Consider the following 19,497-nt stretch of genomic DNA (forward strand, 5'->3'; position numbering starts at 1 on the left):
AATAAAAAGGACGATACAAAGGATGGTTTCATTGCCTTCATCGGGTGGCGTCATCTATTGTCGCAGCTCCTTCCTGTTGTCAGGCAAGTGAAATAAGTGGCTCATTGGATACCTTATGGAATACTGGTTAAGCAAAACGGTTCCTTACTATATGCATATTCAATGCAGCTGCCTGGCGACTGTGCTTGGTGCGGATTTAATGGCCCGATGAATCATCAAACGAGCAAGCATTTATGCCTGAGATACGTGACATAACCATGGACAATTACTTGCGCAAGGTTCATACTGTAGTGTGACCAGTGGTTAAATAAAACGTTCTTCTCTTCCGAAGAACAACAGTCCGGCAGCCGTTCTGCTGAGACCTGATCTACATACAAGCAGAGGAGTTGTCGACACATGAATCAAAAAACGTTGGAAATGTTTCGTACGTTAACGGAATTCCCTTCCGTTTCAGGGTTTGAGCGCGAGCTTCGCGGATGGATGAAAGAACAAATGTCTCCTTATACGGATGAATTTGTCCAGGATCGCCTGGGTAGCCTTTTTGGTGTATTGCGAGGAGAGGAGTCTGGACCCAAAGTCATGGTTGCAGGTCACTTCGACGAAGTTGGCTTCATGACCACAGGTATTACGGAAACAGGCATGATCAAATTCCGCCCACTAGGTGGATGGTGGAGTCAGGCTGTACTGTCCCAACGTCTGGAACTCATCACTCCGGATCGCCGGATTCCAGGGGTTGTCGGTTCAACACCTACTCATCTTCTCGATGAATCCCAGCGCAATAAACCGGTTGATCTTAACCATATGTACTTGGATATTGGTGCGGATAACCGTGCAGAAGCAGAGTCTTGGGGCATTCATCCAGGCATGCAGATCGTGCCGATCTGTGAGTTCACACCGATGGCCAATCCGAAGAAAATTATGGCAAAAGCATGGGATAATCGTTACGGTGTCGGACTTGCACTTGAGCTGGTTGAAGCATTGCATAAAGAAAAATTGCCAAACACCCTATATTGCGGTGCAACAGTCCAAGAGGAACTGGGACTTCGTGGTGCACGCACGGCTGCCAATCTGATTGAACCGGATATTTTCTTTGCACTGGACTGCAGTGCCGCGAATGATATGACAGGAGACAAACAATCATTCGGACATATTGGACAAGGCGCTTTACTACGTATCTTCGACCCGGGCATGTTTACCCATCGCGGTATTGTTGAATATGTTCAGGACACAGCATCAACAAATCAGATCAAAATGCAATATTTCATCTCTCCTGGTGGTACGGATGCCGGAGCGGTTCATTTGAGTGGTATTGGTGTGCCTTCAACGGTAATTGGCATCTGCGCCCGCTACATTCATACTTCTTCTTCCATTATTCATACGGATGACTATGATGCGGCAAAAGAGTTGCTCGTGAAACTGGTTAAGGGTTTGGATCAGACAACACTGAACACGATTATCGGAAACGCGTAACTTCTTCTATAAAGAGATGTCCTGATTTTCAGGGCATCTTTTTTGATGTTCAAAACACTGGAATTCGTCCTAAAGATAAGGGGAAATGGAGATGTAGTGATGAATTGCAAAATGCCAGCCTCTGCATAAGCAGAAGCTGGCATGATTTGGTTTACAGAAATAAAGGGGAGAACGCAAACCAGGCCAAAATAAGAGCCAGCACAATGCACACATTTTCCACAACGGCCCCATGTTTCGTGCCCGTACTCATGAGATTGATCCTTATACGCCACTTGAGTGGCGGCAATGGACGAATGCCGCGATTCGTCAACGAATCTGCCAATAGATGCATGACATAGGCTGTACCTCCGGCTACCCAGATCTCTGGCCCCTGCGAATGAGTTGTACTGTAGAGCAACCCAGTCCATACGGCGGTTCCATATAATGTGTGTGTCAATCCCCTGTGGGTTAACGTGGTACACAGCATTAACAGACTGCCAGCAATTAGATTCCATGGTGCAAATGCATGCCCATAGAATACAAGTCCCAATCCGATCGCAAACATCAACACTTTGCGCAGGGAACGGGATGGTAGGAATGATACCATCGCAATCAGAATGGCGAGCAGCAGATTCCATGGTTTCGCCTGAACATAGAAGTACACAAATACGGCGACAGGCAGCAGGATTGTCTGTAATAGCCGAATGAGGCTGTTCGGCAATGCCTTGGATACCAATAGCGAATTCGGTTCATCAATGTCTGGCAGCAGCGAACCGATCAGGGCCACGGTAACCGCCGGTGCAGTCACGGGCATGCCAGCCAATTGCAAAACAGAGAGGGATACAGTAGTCCCGATAATCAGGTGGGATCTTCCCATCATGGTGCAAAAACTTCCTTTCGAAGAAATAGGGAACATAAACCGTCCACTCCAGATATTACAACGAAAACAATATAAGAACAATAGTTCGCATTTCTTAATTTACTTACTCCAAACCATGTAATTACCATCGGATCTCTGGGCAGACTAACATCTGAACTGATTTTACCTTTACCTCATACGGCGTTAATCCTGTGTTAACATCAATGGTGTATAGTCGGTTCATACCCAACCAACAAAGGATGATCGCTTATATGGGAATTCACACGTACTTTAGGTCACTGAATGATCTTGAACGCATTATTCGGACCCCTGGCAAATTCAAGTTCGAAGAACACTGCGTATCTGCCCATTCCTGGAAAGTGGTTCAGTACGCCAAAACACTCGCCGATATCGAGGAACAGAACGGAGTTATCATCGATTGGAAGAAGTTATATGAAATCACCAGCAGCCATGATTATGGCGAGATTTTCATCGGGGATATCAAAACACCAGTCAAACATCATTCGCTTGAGCTGCGGTCCATGCTGCAACAGGTGGAAGAAGGCATGGTTGAACATTTTATCAACGAGAATATCCCGAAAGAATTCAAGGACATTTTCCGCAGACAGCTGCGTGAAGGCAAAGATAACTCCGTCGAAGGACTCATTCTGGAAGTGGCTGACAAAATGGATCAAGTATATGAAGCATTTGCTGAACTGCAACGTGGCAATACGGAGAAGGAATTTATCGTCATGTACCGTTATGCTCTGATCAAAATTAAAAAGATTGACCTCCATTGTGTACACTACTTCCTCCAGCACATTCTCCCCGACATGATCGAGGAAGGCATTCGCTCCCCGTTTGATATCCGCAAAATAACAGAAGAGGCATTGGCCCAATAATCAGCTCAAGTCAGCTTGGTTCTCATGATCCAGGGACAGGGCTTTTTTTCGTTATTGTAACCTTTGGCGATACTCGCTAGGATACAGTCCTGTCTTGTTTTTGAAAATACGGCTGAAATAATGGGAATCACTATATCCCACCGCTTTACCTATTGTCTTGATATCCATATCTTCAAAAGCCACGAGCATGCGTTTTGCTTCGTTGATTCGAAGCCCTGTCATGTATTTGAGCGGGGTTTCACCCGTCACTTTTTTGAAACACTTCCCCAGGTAATCTACACTAAAATGCATCTGTCCTGCCATGTCCTGCAACGTGATTTCATGCATATAGTTCTGTTTCAGATACAACTTGACTGCCTCTGCAATATCCTCCGACTTCACCTGTTCATCCAGTACCGCACTGACATGTGCCAGCGAATCCCCTGCATGGCCGAGCTTTAATTCCATCGCATCCAGCAGCGTCTGAAGCTGTTGTTCAGTTAGTGGTTTGAGCAGATAATCCTCCACTTTATAACTGATGGCCTGACGGGCATATTCAAACTCGTGGTGACCGCTCAGGATCACAATCTTGACATGGGGATAGGCAAAATACAGATGTTTCGCCAGTTCCAATCCATTCATGACGGGCATCTGAATATCGGTAACGACCAGATCAGGCACCGTATGTTCAATCAGTTCCAATGCTTCCTGTCCATTTCTAGCTTCACCTATAACCTCAAACCTTGTGCCCAGCTCGCTGAATTTCCGGGATACGTTGCGGCGAATTAACGCCTCATCTTCCACAATAATGGTTCTATATGTCATCACCATGAGTTTTAACTGTGCTCCTTTCGAATGGAACCGCCAATCGAAATACTGACGCCGCCAGAAGGTTTATTCGAAATATGCATATGTGCCGCGGAACCATACCATAATTTGAGTCTGATCCAGATGTTTTTCAAACCCATCCCGTTGATCTCAAGTTCTGGCATACGCTCCCATTCCTGTGATTGTTGTATGTACTGTTGGATGAGCGCGAGCGCCTCGGGTTCCATGCCAGGTCCGTTGTCTTCGACTGTCATTTCCCAGGTCTCCTGCAAGGTGTCCAGCTCTCCAATGATATGCAGCTTCCAGGGTGGTGTATCACGTAGTCCATATTTCATGACATTTTCCAGCAAAGGCTGAATTAGCAGCATGGGGACCTGAAGATTTTTCATCGAGTCAGGAACATGGAATTCATAAAGCAGATCATCTTCGAACCGAATTTTCATACACTCCAAATACCGCTCACAGTAGTCGATTTCTTTTTCCAATGGAACACCGCTTTTGTTCGGAGCCGAGATGTAACGCAGCATGGATGCAATGTGACCACAGAACGCAACGATCTGTTCATTCATGCCCTCCTCTGCCATAATGCTGATGTTCGTAATGTTGTTATAAAGAAAGTGAGGGTTCATCTGGGACTACAAAGCCAACAACCTGGCATCCGTTTCCTGAGATTTGATCGCCAGCATGTCCTGGAAGGACTGAACTAGCTGTTGATTCAACTGGATAAAGGTATCATTCAACTCATCCATCTCACGGATGGAACCCGGATATTCCAACTTGAACAACTGACCAGAGTCCTGACCCGTAGTCAGATCGTGGACGCCAGTTTTCTGAATAATGCGCTGCAAACGATGGAGCGGTAAAGTAACACGTTTGGAGATCAGGTATGAGAGGAGCAGAATAAGAATCAAGGTAGCTAAAGTAGCCCCCATGAATAGAAGAGCCATGCGATTCAGATTCGCAAACAGAGATTGTTTCGACTGCATCACGATAACCGTCCATCCTGTCTCCTGCGAGCTCGTGTAGGTCATCATTTGCTTCGAATTTCCATCGGGATCTACAACTTCTTGCATCGTTCCTGGTGGATAGTGATCGTTTCGAATCAAGTTAACAACGTCAGAATGGATTGCTGTTAGCGGATGTTCATTGGACAAAAAAGGATATAAAAGCTCATTACGTTCATTCAATACATAGACGCTCAGATCTTCGTTCCCCGCTTGCACATCGTTCAAATGCTGGAACAGGGTTCCGGCATCCTGCAAAATTTCCACCACTCCTTGGGAGACATAATTTCCATCCTTATACACCCGGGTAAGGGAGAGATATTGTTGGCCTGATTCCCCCTGCCCTGTTGGCATCGGTAATGCCCCACCATCGAGTAAACTTATGACACGCCAGCCATTGCGCGCCCACGTTTCCTCGTACCACGGTCTTTGGGTCAGATCTACGGACAACTGGCCATTGAACGCACCGGCACCCAGCATTTTACCGTTCACATCATAGATATTGGCTTGTTTGGCTGTGTTGGAGCTGCTAATGATCGCCAGAATGACATCAATCAGCGTTGTTGTATCTTTGTAAAACGCCGGGTCACTCGCCAACGTCTGTTCATTGTCCTCCGCTGGAGATAAATAGTGACTGAAGTGCTCCTTGACCAGATTGGAATATACGATGTTCATGGAGAAATTATTCATTTTGACGATTTCCTGATCCAGATTGCTCACCATCGAGTTCCCCATCTGTTTCTGCTGTTCGGCACTTCGACTACGAATGTCATTGGCAAGAAAAACATACAAGAGGCTGGCCACAATCAATGAAAAAACAATAAATACCGCAGAGTAGTAGGCAAACAGGCTTTGCTGAAGCGTTCTGAATCGGTACTTAACCATCTCACACCTCGTTATCGGATGATGTCTTGCAACTTACTCGAAAATGTCCACCCAACAGAACGCTTTTGTCTATTGAGCGCATTCTTCGTTCCGCGTAAAGTTATCCACATAAGAATACGCTTACATGAAGCGTTTCGGCAAGAGCTATTATTCTTTATTCCATGGGAGGTTCATTGATGAGAAAACGATTTCTATTATCCTTCGTAGGTGCGCTGTTGCTGTCCAGCCTGCTTCTTGCCGGGTGCAACTCCGGTGAAAGTTCCAAAGGTTCAGGCAGGGTAACACTAACGTTCGGAACAAGCCAGAGCGGCATTCCACGTACGGGTATCATGCAAACGATGGCTAAAGAATATGAGCAGGAAACGGGTGTGAAAATTGACTTTCAGGTGGTCCCTGATGCCCAGTGGCGTGACTTGATTAAGGTGAAGCTCGCCTCCGGTGAGGCTCCTGATATTTTCAATGTCGATGTGGATCCACTTAGCATGCCTGCCAACGTAAGACCTGAGGAAAATGCAATTGATCTGACCACTGAGGAATTTACAGGACGCATGTCCGAAGAGATTTTACCAACGGTTAGCTATAAAGAGAAGGTGTATGGGGTTTCTTTTGCACCATCGAAAATATGGTATGTGTACTATAACAAACGCATCTTTGAACAGCTCGGCATCCAGCCGCCAACGTCCTACGCCGAGTTCAAGGCGATCAGCCAGAAAATCAAGGATAAGGACATCATTCCGTTCTATCAGGCGCCTGCCAGCGGATGGTATCAGGTACTGCCTTTATTCGAAACCGGTCCAAACTATGAGCAAGCTACGCCGGGAACGTACGAGAAGCTGAACAACAATGAGATGAAGGTCGCGGATTTGACGCAGCTCAAGACGGTCATTGAACAATTGAAGGAATTTGCGGATCTTGGTTACTTCGGCAAGGATTTTCTGTCCAATACGGTCGAGGCTGGCATTGAAGCCTTTGGTCAGGAGAAAGCAGCGATGTTGCTTCGAGTCCCGGGCACCGAAAAGAAAGTGTCTGAGGCCTATCCGGACATGAAGGACAACATGGGATTTTTCGTGATGCCATGGGGCGATAACCAGACGATTGGTGTGAATCCGGGCGGTTCGGCTGCGATGTTTGGCAACAAAAACAGCAAGCACCCGGAAGAGGTACTGAATTTTTTCCGGTGGATTACGGAGCATGATCATCTGCAGCGTGTATTCGATGGTGGTGAAGGCAATCTGACCATCTGCTGGCCCGAAATCGAACCGAAGCTGACACAGGATTACATCGATTATGAGAAAAATCATGAGAAAGGCACGGTCATGCAGGCAGCTGTGAAGTACATTGATCCGCAATGGATGGATATCGGTAAAGATCTTTCCGGTATGTTCGCCGGAGCGATGACCCCTGATCAGATTCTGCAAAATATTGATAAACGCCGGGCTGAACAAGCCAAAGTGCTGAAGGATGAGGCGTGGCAATAATAGCGCAATATATCAGGTAAACTTAAACAATGAACAGCGTTACATGCAGCGGGCCTTGCCCGCTCATGTATTTTGGCAGGAAGGAAAGGTGTTACAAGTTATGAATGTGAACAAGATTTATCCTTGGTATTTCTCATCCGGAGCGATTGTGCTGTATCTGCTGTTCATCGTCGCTCCCGCCCTGCTGGGCATCTATTATTCCTTCACTGATTGGAACAGCTACAGTTCGGAGAAAAACTTTATTGGTCTGGAGCATTTCCGAACCATTCTGGCGGGTGATCCAACGTATTTACTTTTTATTAAGAATACAGTCCTTTTCACTCTGATTACTTCGATTGCCAAGACGGTTCTGGGCCTATTCCTAGCTCTGTTACTCGTCAGCGGTGTGAAAGCCGCCAATCTGCATCGGATGATCATATTTTCACCCCAAGTACTTTCATTCCTGATTGTCGGCCTGGTCTTCAAAAGCCTGCTCGATCCCAACAACGGTTTCGTTAACGTGACGCTGCGTTCGCTGGGTCTGGACGTTCTGGCCCAGAACTGGCTGGGCTCCCTTACCTGGGCAATGCCATCTATTATGGCGGTGGATACGTGGAAAGGCATGGGGTACATTATGGTGCTGTTCATTGCCGGACTGCTCGCCATTCCTCGTGATTATTATGAAGCGGCATCGATTGACGGTGCCGGCTTCTGGCAGAAGCTGTTTCGAATCACCATTCCGATGCTGATGCCGACGATCACCATCGCTACGGTGCTCAATATTACGTATGGGCTGCGGGTATTTGATGCGGTATATGTACTGACCAATGGTGGACCGGGCAACGCGACGGATGTGATTAACACAGCGGTGTATTCCTCTTTTGCTAAAGGGTATTGGGGACTTGGCAGTGCATTGTCCACGATTCTGTTTGTCATTATGGCGATCATCTCCTTCTTCATCATCCGCTTGATGAACCGAAAGGTGGAATACTAGATGCGAGTGAAAAAACGGCTGGTTTCCATCGGATTAAATGTACTTGCCTGGCTGCTTAGCCTGGTGGTCCTGATTCCTTTTGTCGTCATTGTTCTGAATTCATTCAAGTCCGATGCCGAAGCCAAAGTGTTGAAACTGACCCTACCCGAGAAGTTTATCTTTGAAAATTATAAAATAGTCTATGAGCAGGGACACTTGGGTGGTTCCTTTTTTAACAGTCTGCTGCATTCGACAGCCTCTTCCCTGCTGCTGGTATTTGTTGTGGCGTTCTCGGCCTTCACCCTGTCGCGTAATTATTCAAAGCTAAGCAAGTTCTTGTACTTCTTTCTCATTCTGGGCATTACGCTGCCATTAAACTACATTCCATTAATGGAGGTCATGAAGTCGCTGGGCATGATTAATTCGCATGTGGGCATGATTCTGCTCTATACGGCGATGGGTATTCCAATCTCGCTATTCATCACATATGCGTTTGTATCCAATATTCCGAAAGAACTGGATGAAGCAGCTATCATGGACGGATGCAACGGGATTAAGCTGTTTCTCAGAATTATTGTGCCTTTGTTAACCTCTGTACTGGTTACGGTATTTGTTCTTAATTTCCTGAGTGTCTGGAATGAGTTTACTGCCCCGCTCTACATGCTCAATACCGTCGAGATGTGGCCGATGACGCTCGCTGTCTATAACTTCTTCGGACAATTCAGTGCTCAGTGGAATCTGGTCAGTGCGGATATTGTACTTACGTCCCTACCTGTATTGATTGTGTTCCTGATTGGGCAAAAATATATTGTGGGTGGTCTGACTTCAGGGGCGGTTAAGGGTTGAGATGTATCCAAAATGATAATTCAATACACCGGGCTACTTTGAAATTCATCATTGACATCGCGTTTATTTGTAACTATTATAGTTACAACGGTGGTGATCATGCATGAAACAAATCAGCAGTCGCTTTTCCATTGCGGTTCATACGCTGTCCCTGGTCGCTGTTGTGCCCAATGAGTGCACGGGAGATTTTATCGCCAAAAGCGTGAATACCAATCCCGTCATTATTCGGCGCATTATGTCCAAACTGAAACAGGCCGGCCTGATTGAGGTCAGACCCGGTGTCGGCGGTGCTTCTTTGTTAAAGGACCCCGCGGACATTACCCTTTTGGATATATATCGTGCACTTGAGGTTGTGGAGGATGGCGAGTTGTTTAACTTCCACAAGCATCCAAACCCAAATTGTCCGGTTGGCAGCATGATCGAACAAACCTTGCGTGCCGAACTTATTGAGGCTCAAATAGCCATGGAGCAGCGTTTGAAACGTGTAACGATACAACAGATGATGGATCAGGTTCACGTCTCTGAATAAAAAAAGCTCATTACGAGCTTTTTTTAAACCTTTCGTTGTAATCACACCTGTTATAACACATACGATTACATCCATTCATGTAGATTGACATTTCACATTAGTGTCGACACAAAACATACTTTATAGGAGGAAAATACAATGAAAATTTTAGTTACTGGAGCAACAGGTCACTTGGGTTCACTGGTCGTAGAGGCTCTGTTAAAAACGATATCTGCTGGGGATTTGGCTGTAAGTGTGCGCAACCCGGAGAAAGCGGAAGCATTGCGTGCTCAAGGTGTTGACGTTCGTCAAGGTGATTTCGATCAACCGGAAACGCTGGAAAAAGCATTTGCAGGGGTAGATCGGCTGCTGCTTATCTCTACTGACGGTGACAATGAAACGCGTATTCGCCAACATCAAGCTGCCGTGGACGCTGCCAAGAAAGCAGGCGTTGGATTCATCGCTTATACCAGCGTTGTGAATGCGGAGAAAAACACCCTTTCACTGGCTGAAGTACATCGTGCCACAGAACAGGCTATCCGCGAATCTGGCATTCCTTATTCCTTCCTGCGCAACAACTGGTACCTGGAAAATGAAGCAGGCAGCGTTCAAGCAGCTTCTCAGGGCGCACCTTGGGTGCATGCAACTAACGCCAGCCAAGTGGGCTGGGCTACTCGCAGTGATTATGCGCATGCTGCCGCTGCAGTACTTACAGGTGAGGGACATGAGAATTCAGTATATGAGTTGTCTGGTAAACTTCGTACTCAAGCTGAGCTCGCCGCTATTGTTGGGGAAGTACTTGGACAGGACATCAACGTGCAAAATGTGGACGATGCCGCATATGCGGACATTATGAAGGGTGCAGGTCTGCCTGACTTTGTAGTCTCCATGCTCGTTGATATGCAAAGTGCCATCCGTGAAGGTGCACTGGCTGTAGAAAGTGATACATTGGAGAAATTGCTTGGCCGTCCGGCTCAACCATTGCGTGAGGGTGTTAAAGCGATTTTGGGCAAGTAAGTTTAAATAGAAGATAATAGAATGGGAATCAAAAAGGGACACACCAACGAATGTTGGATGTGTCCCTTTTGGTGTAACAGCGATCTATAAAAAGATATAGCAGTTGAACGTACTATTTATAGTAAACTAGTTCAATTGTGATATAAATTCGATGTAGATATCGGTAGTCTCCATCAACGTTACATTGGTCATTGCTCGATATACCGTGCCGGAATGTGATCAGCCAGCCAAATATTTTCGTTTCCATGATAGAAAAGAATTCCATCCTTGGCCGCTTGAGCCGCGTTAATTTTCAGTATTACTGGCTGGTCATCACGTCTTCGTCCCACCTGATTGGCGGTATCCATATCTGCAGACAGATGAACATACTGTCTCTGCCGAGGCTTCAAACCTTCCTTCATAATGGAAGCAACCGACCGCACTGGCGTGCCATGATAGAGTATCTCCGGTGGATCGGCAGGTGTATTGGATATCTTTTGCGGAGTCGAATGACCATATAATGCGCGGATGCGGCCAGAACGGATCTCATGTCTCTTTTTCTCCGAGGCTTGGATCATCTGCTCCAGATCCGCTTCCGTGACGTCCTTCCACTGTGGACTCTCATGTAAAGCCACCAGCAATTGCGAAATCTCCACCCAACCCTTTTCGTCCAGCTCTAGCTCATACTCCCAGGGGGCGTGACGCAAGGCGTAGGAAAGTTCCTTGCTTAATTTCATCAGATCCATTGCGATCATCTCCCAATTAAGTTAACAATTCATTAGACATATACTGTCTGTACCACTACATGAAAGGGTGAACGCTCTGCTTCTTCAGGTTCTCTCCGGTTGTACCGCCGCTAAAATCTCCTGAATGTTGCGGCTCAACCCTTCATCGTCTTCCTGGTTAAATTGACGATGTCCGTCAATCCCACGATGAATAATCGTGTTCATCACAGGATGCACCTCACGGTCTGAAGCCACCCGGATCAGATCATCGGCAAAATCCACCGCCTGCTGCTCACTATAGTTAAACGGCTTAATCAGCATACGGATGCTCAGTGCATGAGCCTGCGGCTCCGCGAGTTGATCCCGATGGGTTATGCCATATACAGCGCCAAATCCAAAAGCAGCAATCACCTGACGCTCCAGTTCCGTTGTCTGTTCCAAAGGCGTGCCGATCAGTTCACATATTTTGCCCACCATCTGCTCCAGCTCCGAAGCCGCCGCAGCCAAAATTACGTCATTAATATCGTCAGCATTGATAAATTCAGTCATATTGTATTTCTCCATTTCTGCTCCGTATTTGATCCATTCTCTTAGACTCTATGAAAACATTGTATCGGAGTTGGGGTATTCGTTTCAAATCACCCATATGTCGTCGACACTTCTCTTACTCTTCTATTACCCTTATATAAGTAAAGTCGCTTGCGATTTGAAACGATTTTTTGCGAGCCTGAGTGCCTTATCCTTTTCACCATGTTTCAAATAGTACTCAAACAATATCTCTTCATAACGTTCGGCGAGAAACTGGGAACCAAGTTCACGATAATAAGGAAGAATCCGCTCTTCTATCATTTCATAATACGCTTTTTCCTGCCCTTGTAAAATGACACATTGGAGTTCCAGTTCCATATAACTTGCGTCTGCAACAAGTTTAGAGTTGTGCAAGGCTTTCAGAGACATATCCAATAACTTGTTTGCAGGAATGAGATTACCCAGTCTACTCGTTTCTATGTAATTATTGAGCACCATCAGGTATAACGGTTGTTTCTCCGGTATAATATCAAGCGCTTGTCTATACCAGTAGGCAGCATCCTCATATTGATTTCGCCGGTTATATTCATAACCCAGATTGTTCAGCAGCTTGGCCTTTCGGTCGATAAAACCACAATCATCACAAATCCGAATGAGATTTTCATATCTGCGTTTCGTCTCAGGAAAATCATGATACTCACGAGAATTGAGCTGAACCAGCATAATGGTTTCGGTATCAATGATCCGCACCATATTAAGTGTTTTCCGAAAATGCTGGATAGCTTTCTCAGCGTAATAGTAAGACGTAATATTCGAATATATCGAGTGATAGGCCAGAGACAAATGATAAAAGTACTCATGATTCGTATATTTGGAATGATTTATTGAAGTTAGGGTCTGGATTGATTTGGTATAATGCCCTGTGAGGAAATAGTAAATCCCCATCACATGGTGATAAAAATAATGCTCATACGAATGCTCCGATTCATCCGGAATCTCCATCTCGGCAATAAGTCTTTCTGCTTCATCGATATCATTCATAAACAAGTAAAATCGGATCTGCAGCAAGTCATAAGATAAACGCAAGTCAGGTATACCTTTTAACGGTTCTTCTTCCAACTTGTCTTTGAGACGAATAGCTTCAGCTGTTCTTTGCATAATAATGGCCTCTTGCCATGAATCCAGGACATCGTTCATCTGATGATATCTTGTTACTTCCGTTGCCATATCAATGTATAATCGCTCACAGAGCATATCCATAATTTCCTGTGAATACTCTGTCATTCCCCGCTCAATTTTGCTCAGATGTGTGACCGAACAGATCCCTTTCACCAGTTCCCCTTGAGTTCGTCTATTTTTCTCCCGGTAAAATTTAATAATCTTCCCTTCAATCATCACTACACCTCTTTTTATCCATCGTTTTATTCCTAATTATAGGGATCGAATATGGACTCTACCAGTTATATATTGGAGTCTGGCGTACTTGGGAAGAGAATTTCAGGAGAACAACAAGGTGCAATCATGACAAAATAAGAGGCTCCCCCCCATGCTGGAGGAACCCCTTATACTTGTACATCTTATTTGAGCAACGAAAGTAAATTGTGAACCGTTTGGGCCGTTTCGGCACGTGTCGCATTATTTTTTGGTTTAAATTCGCCACCCGTAGAACCTTTCATTACACCGAGCTCAGAAGCTTTATTCACAGCTTCTTTTGCCCAAGATGCAATGTTTGCTTCATCCGTATAACCGGCTTTAGCCGACTTGGTATGGTTTGATTGGGTTTGGTATTCGTATGCTCTCATCATGAGCACTGCCATCTCTACACGAGAAATGGTTTGGGTCGGAGCATACTTATCATTAGCTATTCCCTGAACCAAACCTGCTTGATATGCAGCAGCCACGCTATCTGCGTACCAGGCATCCTTACTCACATCACCGAATGGCAATTCGTTACCTTTTGCCTCTAAGCCAAGGGATCTTACGATTAAAGCGGCGAATTCGGCACGAGTCGTTTGACCTTGTGGATCAAACGCAGTCTCTGTTTTGCCCGTCAGCACATGTTTCGCCGAAAGCGATTTGATTGCTTCACTTGCCCAATGCGTTGAAGCCACGTCTACGAACGATTTATCGTAAAGAAATGGTGCAAACGTGCCGAAATGAGACACTTTGGAAGTGACAGTACCTTGCTGTGGATCTACAACCCCACCGGCATAGTCCCAATTATTAATAGTTGAATTTTCATTGTACATTCCAATGAGATTACCATTAAGATCCCTATTGTAATTGAGTGTCAGCGTAACATCTTCCGGAAGTGTGGACAAAGATAACTTCTCATTTGAAACCTGAAGGTACAGTTCGAACTCGTAAGCCGTACCTGCAATTGTCCACGTTAGGCCTTGTTTCGTTTCTGGTGCTTGTACATCTTGTTTTTTTATATCCAAAATGATCTTGCCACCAGCAGCACCAGAACCTCCTTTTGATTGCAGTTCTTTTAATATGCTAGATGGAATGGTGAGTGAAAGTACACCTGGCTCAGACAATTTAAGTGAATTCGTACCCAACAAGTCTCCAGCATTGACAGGCAACTCAATCTTCTTACCGGCCGTGATATTCACATTCGCTAAACCGTTTGTCGCAGCTTTCAAATCTTTTTCTGTAATGACCTGATTTTGGCTTGGATCTGGTTCTGTGGTTGGTGCAGGTGTTGGGACAGGTGCAGGGGTCGCAGAAGATCCGCCGCCACCATTATTGCCGGAACCGCCGCCGTTATTACCAGAACCGCCATTGTTCATTTCCTGAATTTTATTAAGGAAGTACCCTAAGTCTTTGTCACCAATTTGCAAGACGGGCTCCTTGGTAGAATGGTTAGTGGTCTTCCCAAAATTATTCATAATATAGGTAACTTCGGTGTCTCCTACATAACCATCCTGGTCAATGTCGGCTATTCCATCCGACGTTTGATAATATTTCGTTACAAGCTCCATATCATAAATATCAATGGCTCCGTCCCCATTGATGTCTCCAGCATAGGTATAATCTGAACCGCTGCCTTTATTGACGCCATAATACTCGCCATTTATCATTTTGCTCAAAATCACTTCTTGCTTGGAAGGTAAATGGCCTGGAACTCGTGTGTAGATGGTAATAATCTCGCCTGTTGCCGGAATACCATCAATGAGAAACTCGCCAGATTCCTGCACGGCCCCCTCATATTTCTCCCCAGAAGCGGTTTCTGCATAAACTTCGATATCCATGGTTGAGTAGTCTTTTGATTGATCCAAAAACTCCCCATCGACCATAAAAGCTTCAGGAAGCACATAACCATACGTTCTTGACGATTTGGAGATCACTTCAAAGTTGGCTGTATTAAACGTGGTTAAGGTTAATTTCTCTTCGTTTTCTTCCATGTCAACCGTAGTATACTGTACTTCACGTAATGGTAAGTCACTTTTCTTGTAATAGAAATCATCACTAGGTAGATCAATGACTACATTGAATACATCAAGATCACCTGTAATTCCTTCAAAGGACCCACCAGCTATGGATGCCTCAAATTTGATATAGCCTTGTTCTACCACAGGATTACTAAATTTCACAGTAGCACCTGTTGTATTAAGCAATGCCTGCAGTTCAGGGGTTGGCTCAATTCGGTTAATCTTATAATAGTCATCCCAAGTTTCCAGGTTAAAAGAAATATGGTTTAATTTCTCCACATTATTCAGCTGAATGGTCTGAGTAACGGTATCTCCTTTACGCACCTCGTCCTTGTCATATTTACTGGTCACGTAGGGTTTCCCTTCGGCAATAAAGCCATAGCGATGATCCTTAACGGTATCTGCCGCTGTAGCTGCATCCATTCCGAACAGACGAAGTTCGTAACCTTGTTCATATTCTTCTTCAGTGATACCAAAAGATATTTCCCCTTCTTTTGAAACGAGTAACTCGCCCGAATAGAAAGGACTATCATATTCATAGAAAATGACACGATTTGAAGATTGATCATAGGCAGTTATCCCATTGTCAACGAATGTTTGGATCGTGGGATCGATGACTGTTCCATCATACCAAACGCCTTTTTGGCCTTCTCTTTCAGACAGCATACTATCATTTAGTTCATATACGCCCGGTTCAATACCCAAATCAATCTCTGGTGGTGTATTGTCTACAACAACCAATGTTTCGTATGCATACTGCTTCTGGTCTAAATCCGTTGCAATGAATTCAAGTGTATAATTACCCTCAGGGACAAATCGTTCGACGCTGGAGATCTTCCCATGTTCAATAGGGAATACATAACCTCTAAAAACGTTCATCATTAGGTATTCTACTCCCGGAAGCATTGACTCTGAATTCAATGTACCTAAAAACCCTAATTCTTCGCCGGTTTCGCGATCCTTCAGCAATACATCCACCGAATTCATAGGGCTTCCTAATTTAATAGCACTCAGTGTAATACGATTCAGGAACTGATGGAAAGGAGTATCGTTTGTGATGGATGGTGGAATCAATTCCACTGAAGTAATGCCCTTTTCGGTGATGCGGATCGAGAACGGGATCTGAATATGATCCGCCGCATTTTCCGTATCCAGATATACATATCCTTCATATCGGCCGCTCGGCGTGTCCTGAGGTATATCAACAGAGACGGTCATCTCTTCGGTGCTTCCACCACTTACAGTAATCGATTCTGGAAGATGAACATTTAAATTCATATCGTTTAACAGCTTCATGGAAGTGTTATATGTTCTAGCACTGTCTCCTTTATTCTCGATCTCAACTATTCGGCTGTCAGATAAGATCTCTCGGCCATTTTCTTCCAGGTATGCACTGTCAAATACGATTGAACCTGTAATTTCATCAATCAGAATGGATTCCTCATTCGAGAAGTGAATGGTTTTATCCTGTACTTTGGCAAATACGGATGTGTGGACTGCTCGATAAGGGTCTACACGACCTGCACCTACTTCATATACGGAATAATCACCATTCAGATCGACGGCTGTATTCATAAGAGCTGTCTTCACATCAAAAGGCGAATAATCTCCGTGTGCCTGCAGCATAAGTGCGCCAATACCCGCCATATGCGGCGTTGCCATGGATGTACCTGAAATTCGTGCATAGGCAATATCATCATTCGCACCTGTGTGATCGTTCACAAATACAGGGTAGGTCGAAAATACAGCTACGCCCGGGGCTACGATATCCGGCTTAATATCATTATTGACGGCGGCTGGACCTCTCGAACTGAAATCAGCCAGTTTATTGCCTTCCGTAACGGTTTCGCCCGTTGTGCCAAAAGTAATCTTCACGCCGTTCGTACCCTTAAGTTTTTCTCCAAGCTCTTTCATCATTTGGAATGTAGGAATATATCCGTTCATATCACCCAAATAATTAGGGATTGTTCCTTCAACATTATTATAAATAATTGCGGCTGCTGCCCCTGCTTTTCTTGCATTGACAATTTTGGAATCGAGTGCAATATCCCCCCGAGCGATAAGAGCCACTTTGCCTTGCACATCAATACCTTGAAAATCAGAAACATCACCAAGACCTGCAAATACTACATCATATGTTTTTCCTTCGAGAGTAGTTAGATCGTCTGTGAAGTCCTTACCAAACAAAGATAACTCCTCAGTATAAGTTGTAGAAGGTGTTTCTTCTGCTGCTGGTGCTTCCTCTTCTACTTCAGCTGCTTCTGCTGCTGTTGGCGCTTCTTCTTCTACTGCAGGTGTTCCTCCTGCTGCCGTTGGCGCTTCTTCTTCAACTGCAGGTGTTTCTCCTACTGCCGTTGGCGCATCCGCTGCTGCTTCTGCTGCAGGCGTTTCTTCCTCCCCTGCGGATGCTTCTTCATCCACTATAGATGTTCCATCTTCCTCTACGGGTGCTTCTTCAACTGTCTCTCCCGCACCTGAATTGTTGTATACATCCAGAGTCACAGTAGCCGTAGGAAGGGTTATTGGAACGTCGGATGCACCGATCGTAATCGCCAACGCGCTGGCTCCCGGTGAACCTAATGTACCTTCATTTGGACCATCGTTACCTGCCGCAACCATACTCACAATACCTTGCAGCATAGCATTGTTCAGTGCAATTGAAGAAGGATCTAGCGGATCATTCGTAGCAGCCCCTAAAGATAGATTGATAACATCAATTCCATCTTTAATCGCTTTTTCAATCCCAGCAATAATGCCACTCGTCTCACCACTTCCACCAGGACCCAGTACACGGTATACATACAAATCTGCGTCTGGAGCAACCCCTTTTACAGCATACCCCACGTCATTTTTGGCCTGCCCAGCGATCGTTCCCGATACATGTGTTCCATGGGAAGTATAATATTCTTCTGCTAATACACCTTGTTCTTTATAACCCGAATTTTCCCAATCTTCGTAAGTTGTCTCCATGGGGTCAGCATCGTTATCGACAAAGTCCCAACCTTTAACTGTAGTCGGATCCACTTGTTTTGGATCCTCACCCGCATGGGCACGATATCCTTTATACGCTCCGGTTAGATCCGGATGATTATAATCAATCCCCGTATCCAATACACCGACCTTAATTCCCTTACCTGTAATGCCCTCTTCATGAAGTTTGTCGATGCCAAGATAAGGCACACTATCAGCCATTCGAGGTTGCATTCCACCTCCCGTGGCAAATTCACTTTGCGTGTCTGTCTCTGGTAGATCAAGAGCCACTTCCTGGTCAGTCCATACTTTTTTCACTACCCCGGATTTCATCAAATCTTCTACGGCTACGCCGGGAATGGTTAGAGCAACACCATTTAGTGCGGTTTCATACTCTTGAGTAATTTGGATCGAGGCAGCATCATAAGATAGATCTCTCTTTTGTTGCAAGGACTTCATGTATTGCTCGAATTGCAGATGATTTTGTTTCACTTTGCTTGTCGCCGTAAGCTCTGACATCTTCTCATTGTTCAAAGCAGCTCGTTTCAAGGCGACTGCAGCGGGTTCACTTTTGAATTGGACAATCACTTTTATCAAATCTGTACTTTTAGTATTCACCTTGGCGTCAATAACTTCTCCATCCATCACTTGAAGCTGGTTTAGAGCTTGTCTTTCTTCCTTCGTTAGAGATTGCAGAATGGACTTAGTGCTTCCACTCTGCTGGAGAGCGCCATAGGCAGGCGCTGCATAAGCAGGCACGGAAAACATAGAAGATAACAAGACTCCTGTTGCTATAAAACCGGATAACAATCGGGCTGATTTTCGTTTCATTTCATACCTCCTGCGGTTTCCTATTAGATTAGGATCATCGTATTCCGCAGCGTATGGAATGTAAATTGGGGTAATTGTGTATGTAAATAGATTGAATCATTCTGATATCCTTCAAAAAAATTTACATATAAGTAGACCGAATTATCTAATTTAGAGACTTTACTTTACAAAACCAGGCTGACACCTTTATTTTTGCAACTTCTTTCAACAAACAAGTATCTCTAGACCTAAAAACACTTTCGAAAATGAAGAGTATTTTTAATAGAAAATTACTTTTTATGTTATTTTTTTATTAGGTTCAATATAAAATATCTGAAAAAAAA

Annotated in this window: 15 protein-coding genes; 7 read left to right on the plus strand and 8 right to left on the minus strand. The window is 44.9% G+C overall.

Annotation, left to right across the window (positions count from 1 at the left end; genetic code table 11):
• Positions 1 to 396 precede the first annotated feature (396 nt).
• Positions 397 to 1,470, plus strand: a complete 1,074-nt coding sequence (locus ACDJ58_RS21070; protein ID WP_413372740.1) for a M42 family metallopeptidase — start codon at positions 397 to 399, stop codon at positions 1,468 to 1,470.
• 151 nt (positions 1,471 to 1,621) lie between these two features.
• Here the strand turns inward: ACDJ58_RS21070 and ACDJ58_RS21075 are convergent, their stop codons facing one another.
• Positions 1,622 to 2,329: a metal-dependent hydrolase gene (locus tag ACDJ58_RS21075; RefSeq protein ID WP_413372741.1), complete on the minus strand. Its 708-nt coding sequence runs from the start codon at positions 2,327 to 2,329 to the stop codon at positions 1,622 to 1,624.
• 251 nt (positions 2,330 to 2,580) lie between these two features.
• On the opposite strand from ACDJ58_RS21075, the gene ACDJ58_RS21080 reads away from it, so the two are divergent.
• Positions 2,581 to 3,210, plus strand: a complete 630-nt coding sequence (locus tag ACDJ58_RS21080) for a YfbR-like 5'-deoxynucleotidase (protein ID WP_413372742.1) — start codon at positions 2,581 to 2,583, stop codon at positions 3,208 to 3,210.
• 51 nt (positions 3,211 to 3,261) lie between these two features.
• Here the strand turns inward: ACDJ58_RS21080 and ACDJ58_RS21085 are convergent, their stop codons facing one another.
• Genes ACDJ58_RS21085 through ACDJ58_RS21095 form a run of 3 tightly spaced genes read right to left on the minus strand, consistent with a single transcriptional unit; the run spans position 3,262 to position 5,906 of the window.
• Positions 3,262 to 4,020 (minus strand): response regulator transcription factor, encoded by a 759-nt coding sequence (locus tag ACDJ58_RS21085; protein WP_413372743.1) that lies wholly within the window; start codon positions 4,018 to 4,020, stop codon positions 3,262 to 3,264.
• 5 nt (positions 4,021 to 4,025) lie between these two features.
• The gene (locus ACDJ58_RS21090; RefSeq protein ID WP_413372744.1) at positions 4,026 to 4,646 is read right to left on the minus strand and encodes a sensor histidine kinase; all 621 of its coding nucleotides are present in this window, start codon (positions 4,644 to 4,646) and stop codon (positions 4,026 to 4,028) included.
• Positions 4,647 to 4,652: 6 nt separating this feature from the next.
• Complete coding sequence (locus ACDJ58_RS21095; protein WP_413372746.1) at positions 4,653 to 5,906, minus strand: cache domain-containing sensor histidine kinase; 1,254 nt, start codon at positions 5,904 to 5,906, stop codon at positions 4,653 to 4,655.
• Positions 5,907 to 6,082: 176 nt separating this feature from the next.
• Between ACDJ58_RS21095 and ACDJ58_RS21100 the strand changes: the two genes are divergently transcribed.
• The 5 genes from ACDJ58_RS21100 to ACDJ58_RS21120 all read left to right on the plus strand — a co-directional run bounded on the left by ACDJ58_RS21100 (position 6,083) and on the right by ACDJ58_RS21120 (position 10,707).
• Complete coding sequence (locus ACDJ58_RS21100; RefSeq protein WP_413372747.1) at positions 6,083 to 7,384, plus strand: ABC transporter substrate-binding protein; 1,302 nt, start codon at positions 6,083 to 6,085, stop codon at positions 7,382 to 7,384.
• A 100-nt stretch (positions 7,385 to 7,484) separates the two neighbouring features.
• Positions 7,485 to 8,357 carry a carbohydrate ABC transporter permease gene (locus ACDJ58_RS21105; RefSeq protein WP_072734531.1) on the plus strand — a complete coding sequence of 291 codons (873 nt, stop codon included), beginning with the start codon at positions 7,485 to 7,487 and terminating at the stop codon, positions 8,355 to 8,357.
• Positions 8,358 to 9,182, plus strand: coding sequence for a carbohydrate ABC transporter permease (locus ACDJ58_RS21110; RefSeq protein ID WP_072734532.1), 825 nt, complete (start codon positions 8,358 to 8,360; stop codon positions 9,180 to 9,182).
• A 103-nt stretch (positions 9,183 to 9,285) separates the two neighbouring features.
• On the plus strand, positions 9,286 to 9,711 hold the full coding sequence (locus ACDJ58_RS21115) for an Rrf2 family transcriptional regulator (RefSeq protein ID WP_413372748.1): 426 nt from the start codon (positions 9,286 to 9,288) through the stop codon (positions 9,709 to 9,711).
• 138 nt (positions 9,712 to 9,849) lie between these two features.
• Positions 9,850 to 10,707, plus strand: a complete 858-nt coding sequence (locus ACDJ58_RS21120) for an SDR family oxidoreductase (RefSeq protein ID WP_413372749.1) — start codon at positions 9,850 to 9,852, stop codon at positions 10,705 to 10,707.
• Between the two features lie 188 nt (positions 10,708 to 10,895).
• Here ACDJ58_RS21120 and ACDJ58_RS21125 read toward each other — a convergent pair whose 3' ends face one another.
• The 4 genes from ACDJ58_RS21125 to ACDJ58_RS21140 form a co-directional block, all read right to left on the minus strand.
• The gene (locus ACDJ58_RS21125) at positions 10,896 to 11,432 is read right to left on the minus strand and encodes an RNA 2'-phosphotransferase (RefSeq protein ID WP_413372750.1); all 537 of its coding nucleotides are present in this window, start codon (positions 11,430 to 11,432) and stop codon (positions 10,896 to 10,898) included.
• Positions 11,433 to 11,516: 84 nt separating this feature from the next.
• Entirely contained in the window at positions 11,517 to 11,960 is a 444-nt protein-coding gene (gene imm48 / locus ACDJ58_RS21130; RefSeq protein WP_413372751.1) for an Imm48 family immunity protein, read from the minus strand.
• A gap of 132 nt (positions 11,961 to 12,092) precedes the next feature.
• On the minus strand, positions 12,093 to 13,334 hold the full coding sequence (locus ACDJ58_RS21135; protein WP_413372752.1) for a transcriptional regulator: 1,242 nt from the start codon (positions 13,332 to 13,334) through the stop codon (positions 12,093 to 12,095).
• A gap of 182 nt (positions 13,335 to 13,516) precedes the next feature.
• Positions 13,517 to 19,174, minus strand: coding sequence for a S8 family serine peptidase (locus ACDJ58_RS21140; RefSeq protein WP_413372753.1), 5,658 nt, complete (start codon positions 19,172 to 19,174; stop codon positions 13,517 to 13,519).
• Positions 19,175 to 19,497 lie beyond the last annotated feature (323 nt).

It is taken from the genome of Paenibacillus taichungensis, assembly GCF_047302525.1.
In the GTDB taxonomy this organism is placed as follows: Bacteria; Bacillota; Bacilli; order Paenibacillales; family Paenibacillaceae; genus Paenibacillus; species Paenibacillus taichungensis_B.

Excerpts from the sequence above, each read along its gene's own strand:
- ACDJ58_RS21070 (WP_413372740.1), top strand. The coding sequence starts at position 397 with ATGAATCAAAAAACGTTGGAAATGTTTCGTACGTTAACGGAATTCCCT.
- ACDJ58_RS21075 (WP_413372741.1), bottom strand. The coding sequence starts at position 2,329 with ATGATGGGAAGATCCCACCTGATTATCGGGACTACTGTATCCCTCTCT.
- ACDJ58_RS21080 (WP_413372742.1), top strand. The coding sequence starts at position 2,581 with ATGGGAATTCACACGTACTTTAGGTCACTGAATGATCTTGAACGCATT.
- ACDJ58_RS21085 (WP_413372743.1), bottom strand. The coding sequence starts at position 4,020 with ATGGTGATGACATATAGAACCATTATTGTGGAAGATGAGGCGTTAATT.
- ACDJ58_RS21090 (WP_413372744.1), bottom strand. The coding sequence starts at position 4,646 with ATGAACCCTCACTTTCTTTATAACAACATTACGAACATCAGCATTATG.
- ACDJ58_RS21095 (WP_413372746.1), bottom strand. The coding sequence starts at position 5,906 with ATGGTTAAGTACCGATTCAGAACGCTTCAGCAAAGCCTGTTTGCCTAC.
- ACDJ58_RS21100 (WP_413372747.1), top strand. The coding sequence starts at position 6,083 with ATGAGAAAACGATTTCTATTATCCTTCGTAGGTGCGCTGTTGCTGTCC.
- ACDJ58_RS21105 (WP_072734531.1), top strand. The coding sequence starts at position 7,485 with ATGAATGTGAACAAGATTTATCCTTGGTATTTCTCATCCGGAGCGATT.
- ACDJ58_RS21110 (WP_072734532.1), top strand. The coding sequence starts at position 8,358 with ATGCGAGTGAAAAAACGGCTGGTTTCCATCGGATTAAATGTACTTGCC.
- ACDJ58_RS21115 (WP_413372748.1), top strand. The coding sequence starts at position 9,286 with ATGAAACAAATCAGCAGTCGCTTTTCCATTGCGGTTCATACGCTGTCC.
- ACDJ58_RS21120 (WP_413372749.1), top strand. The coding sequence starts at position 9,850 with ATGAAAATTTTAGTTACTGGAGCAACAGGTCACTTGGGTTCACTGGTC.
- ACDJ58_RS21125 (WP_413372750.1), bottom strand. The coding sequence starts at position 11,432 with ATGGATCTGATGAAATTAAGCAAGGAACTTTCCTACGCCTTGCGTCAC.
- imm48 (WP_413372751.1), bottom strand. The coding sequence starts at position 11,960 with ATGACTGAATTTATCAATGCTGACGATATTAATGACGTAATTTTGGCT.
- ACDJ58_RS21135 (WP_413372752.1), bottom strand. The coding sequence starts at position 13,334 with ATGATTGAAGGGAAGATTATTAAATTTTACCGGGAGAAAAATAGACGA.
- ACDJ58_RS21140 (WP_413372753.1), bottom strand. The coding sequence starts at position 19,174 with ATGAAACGAAAATCAGCCCGATTGTTATCCGGTTTTATAGCAACAGGA.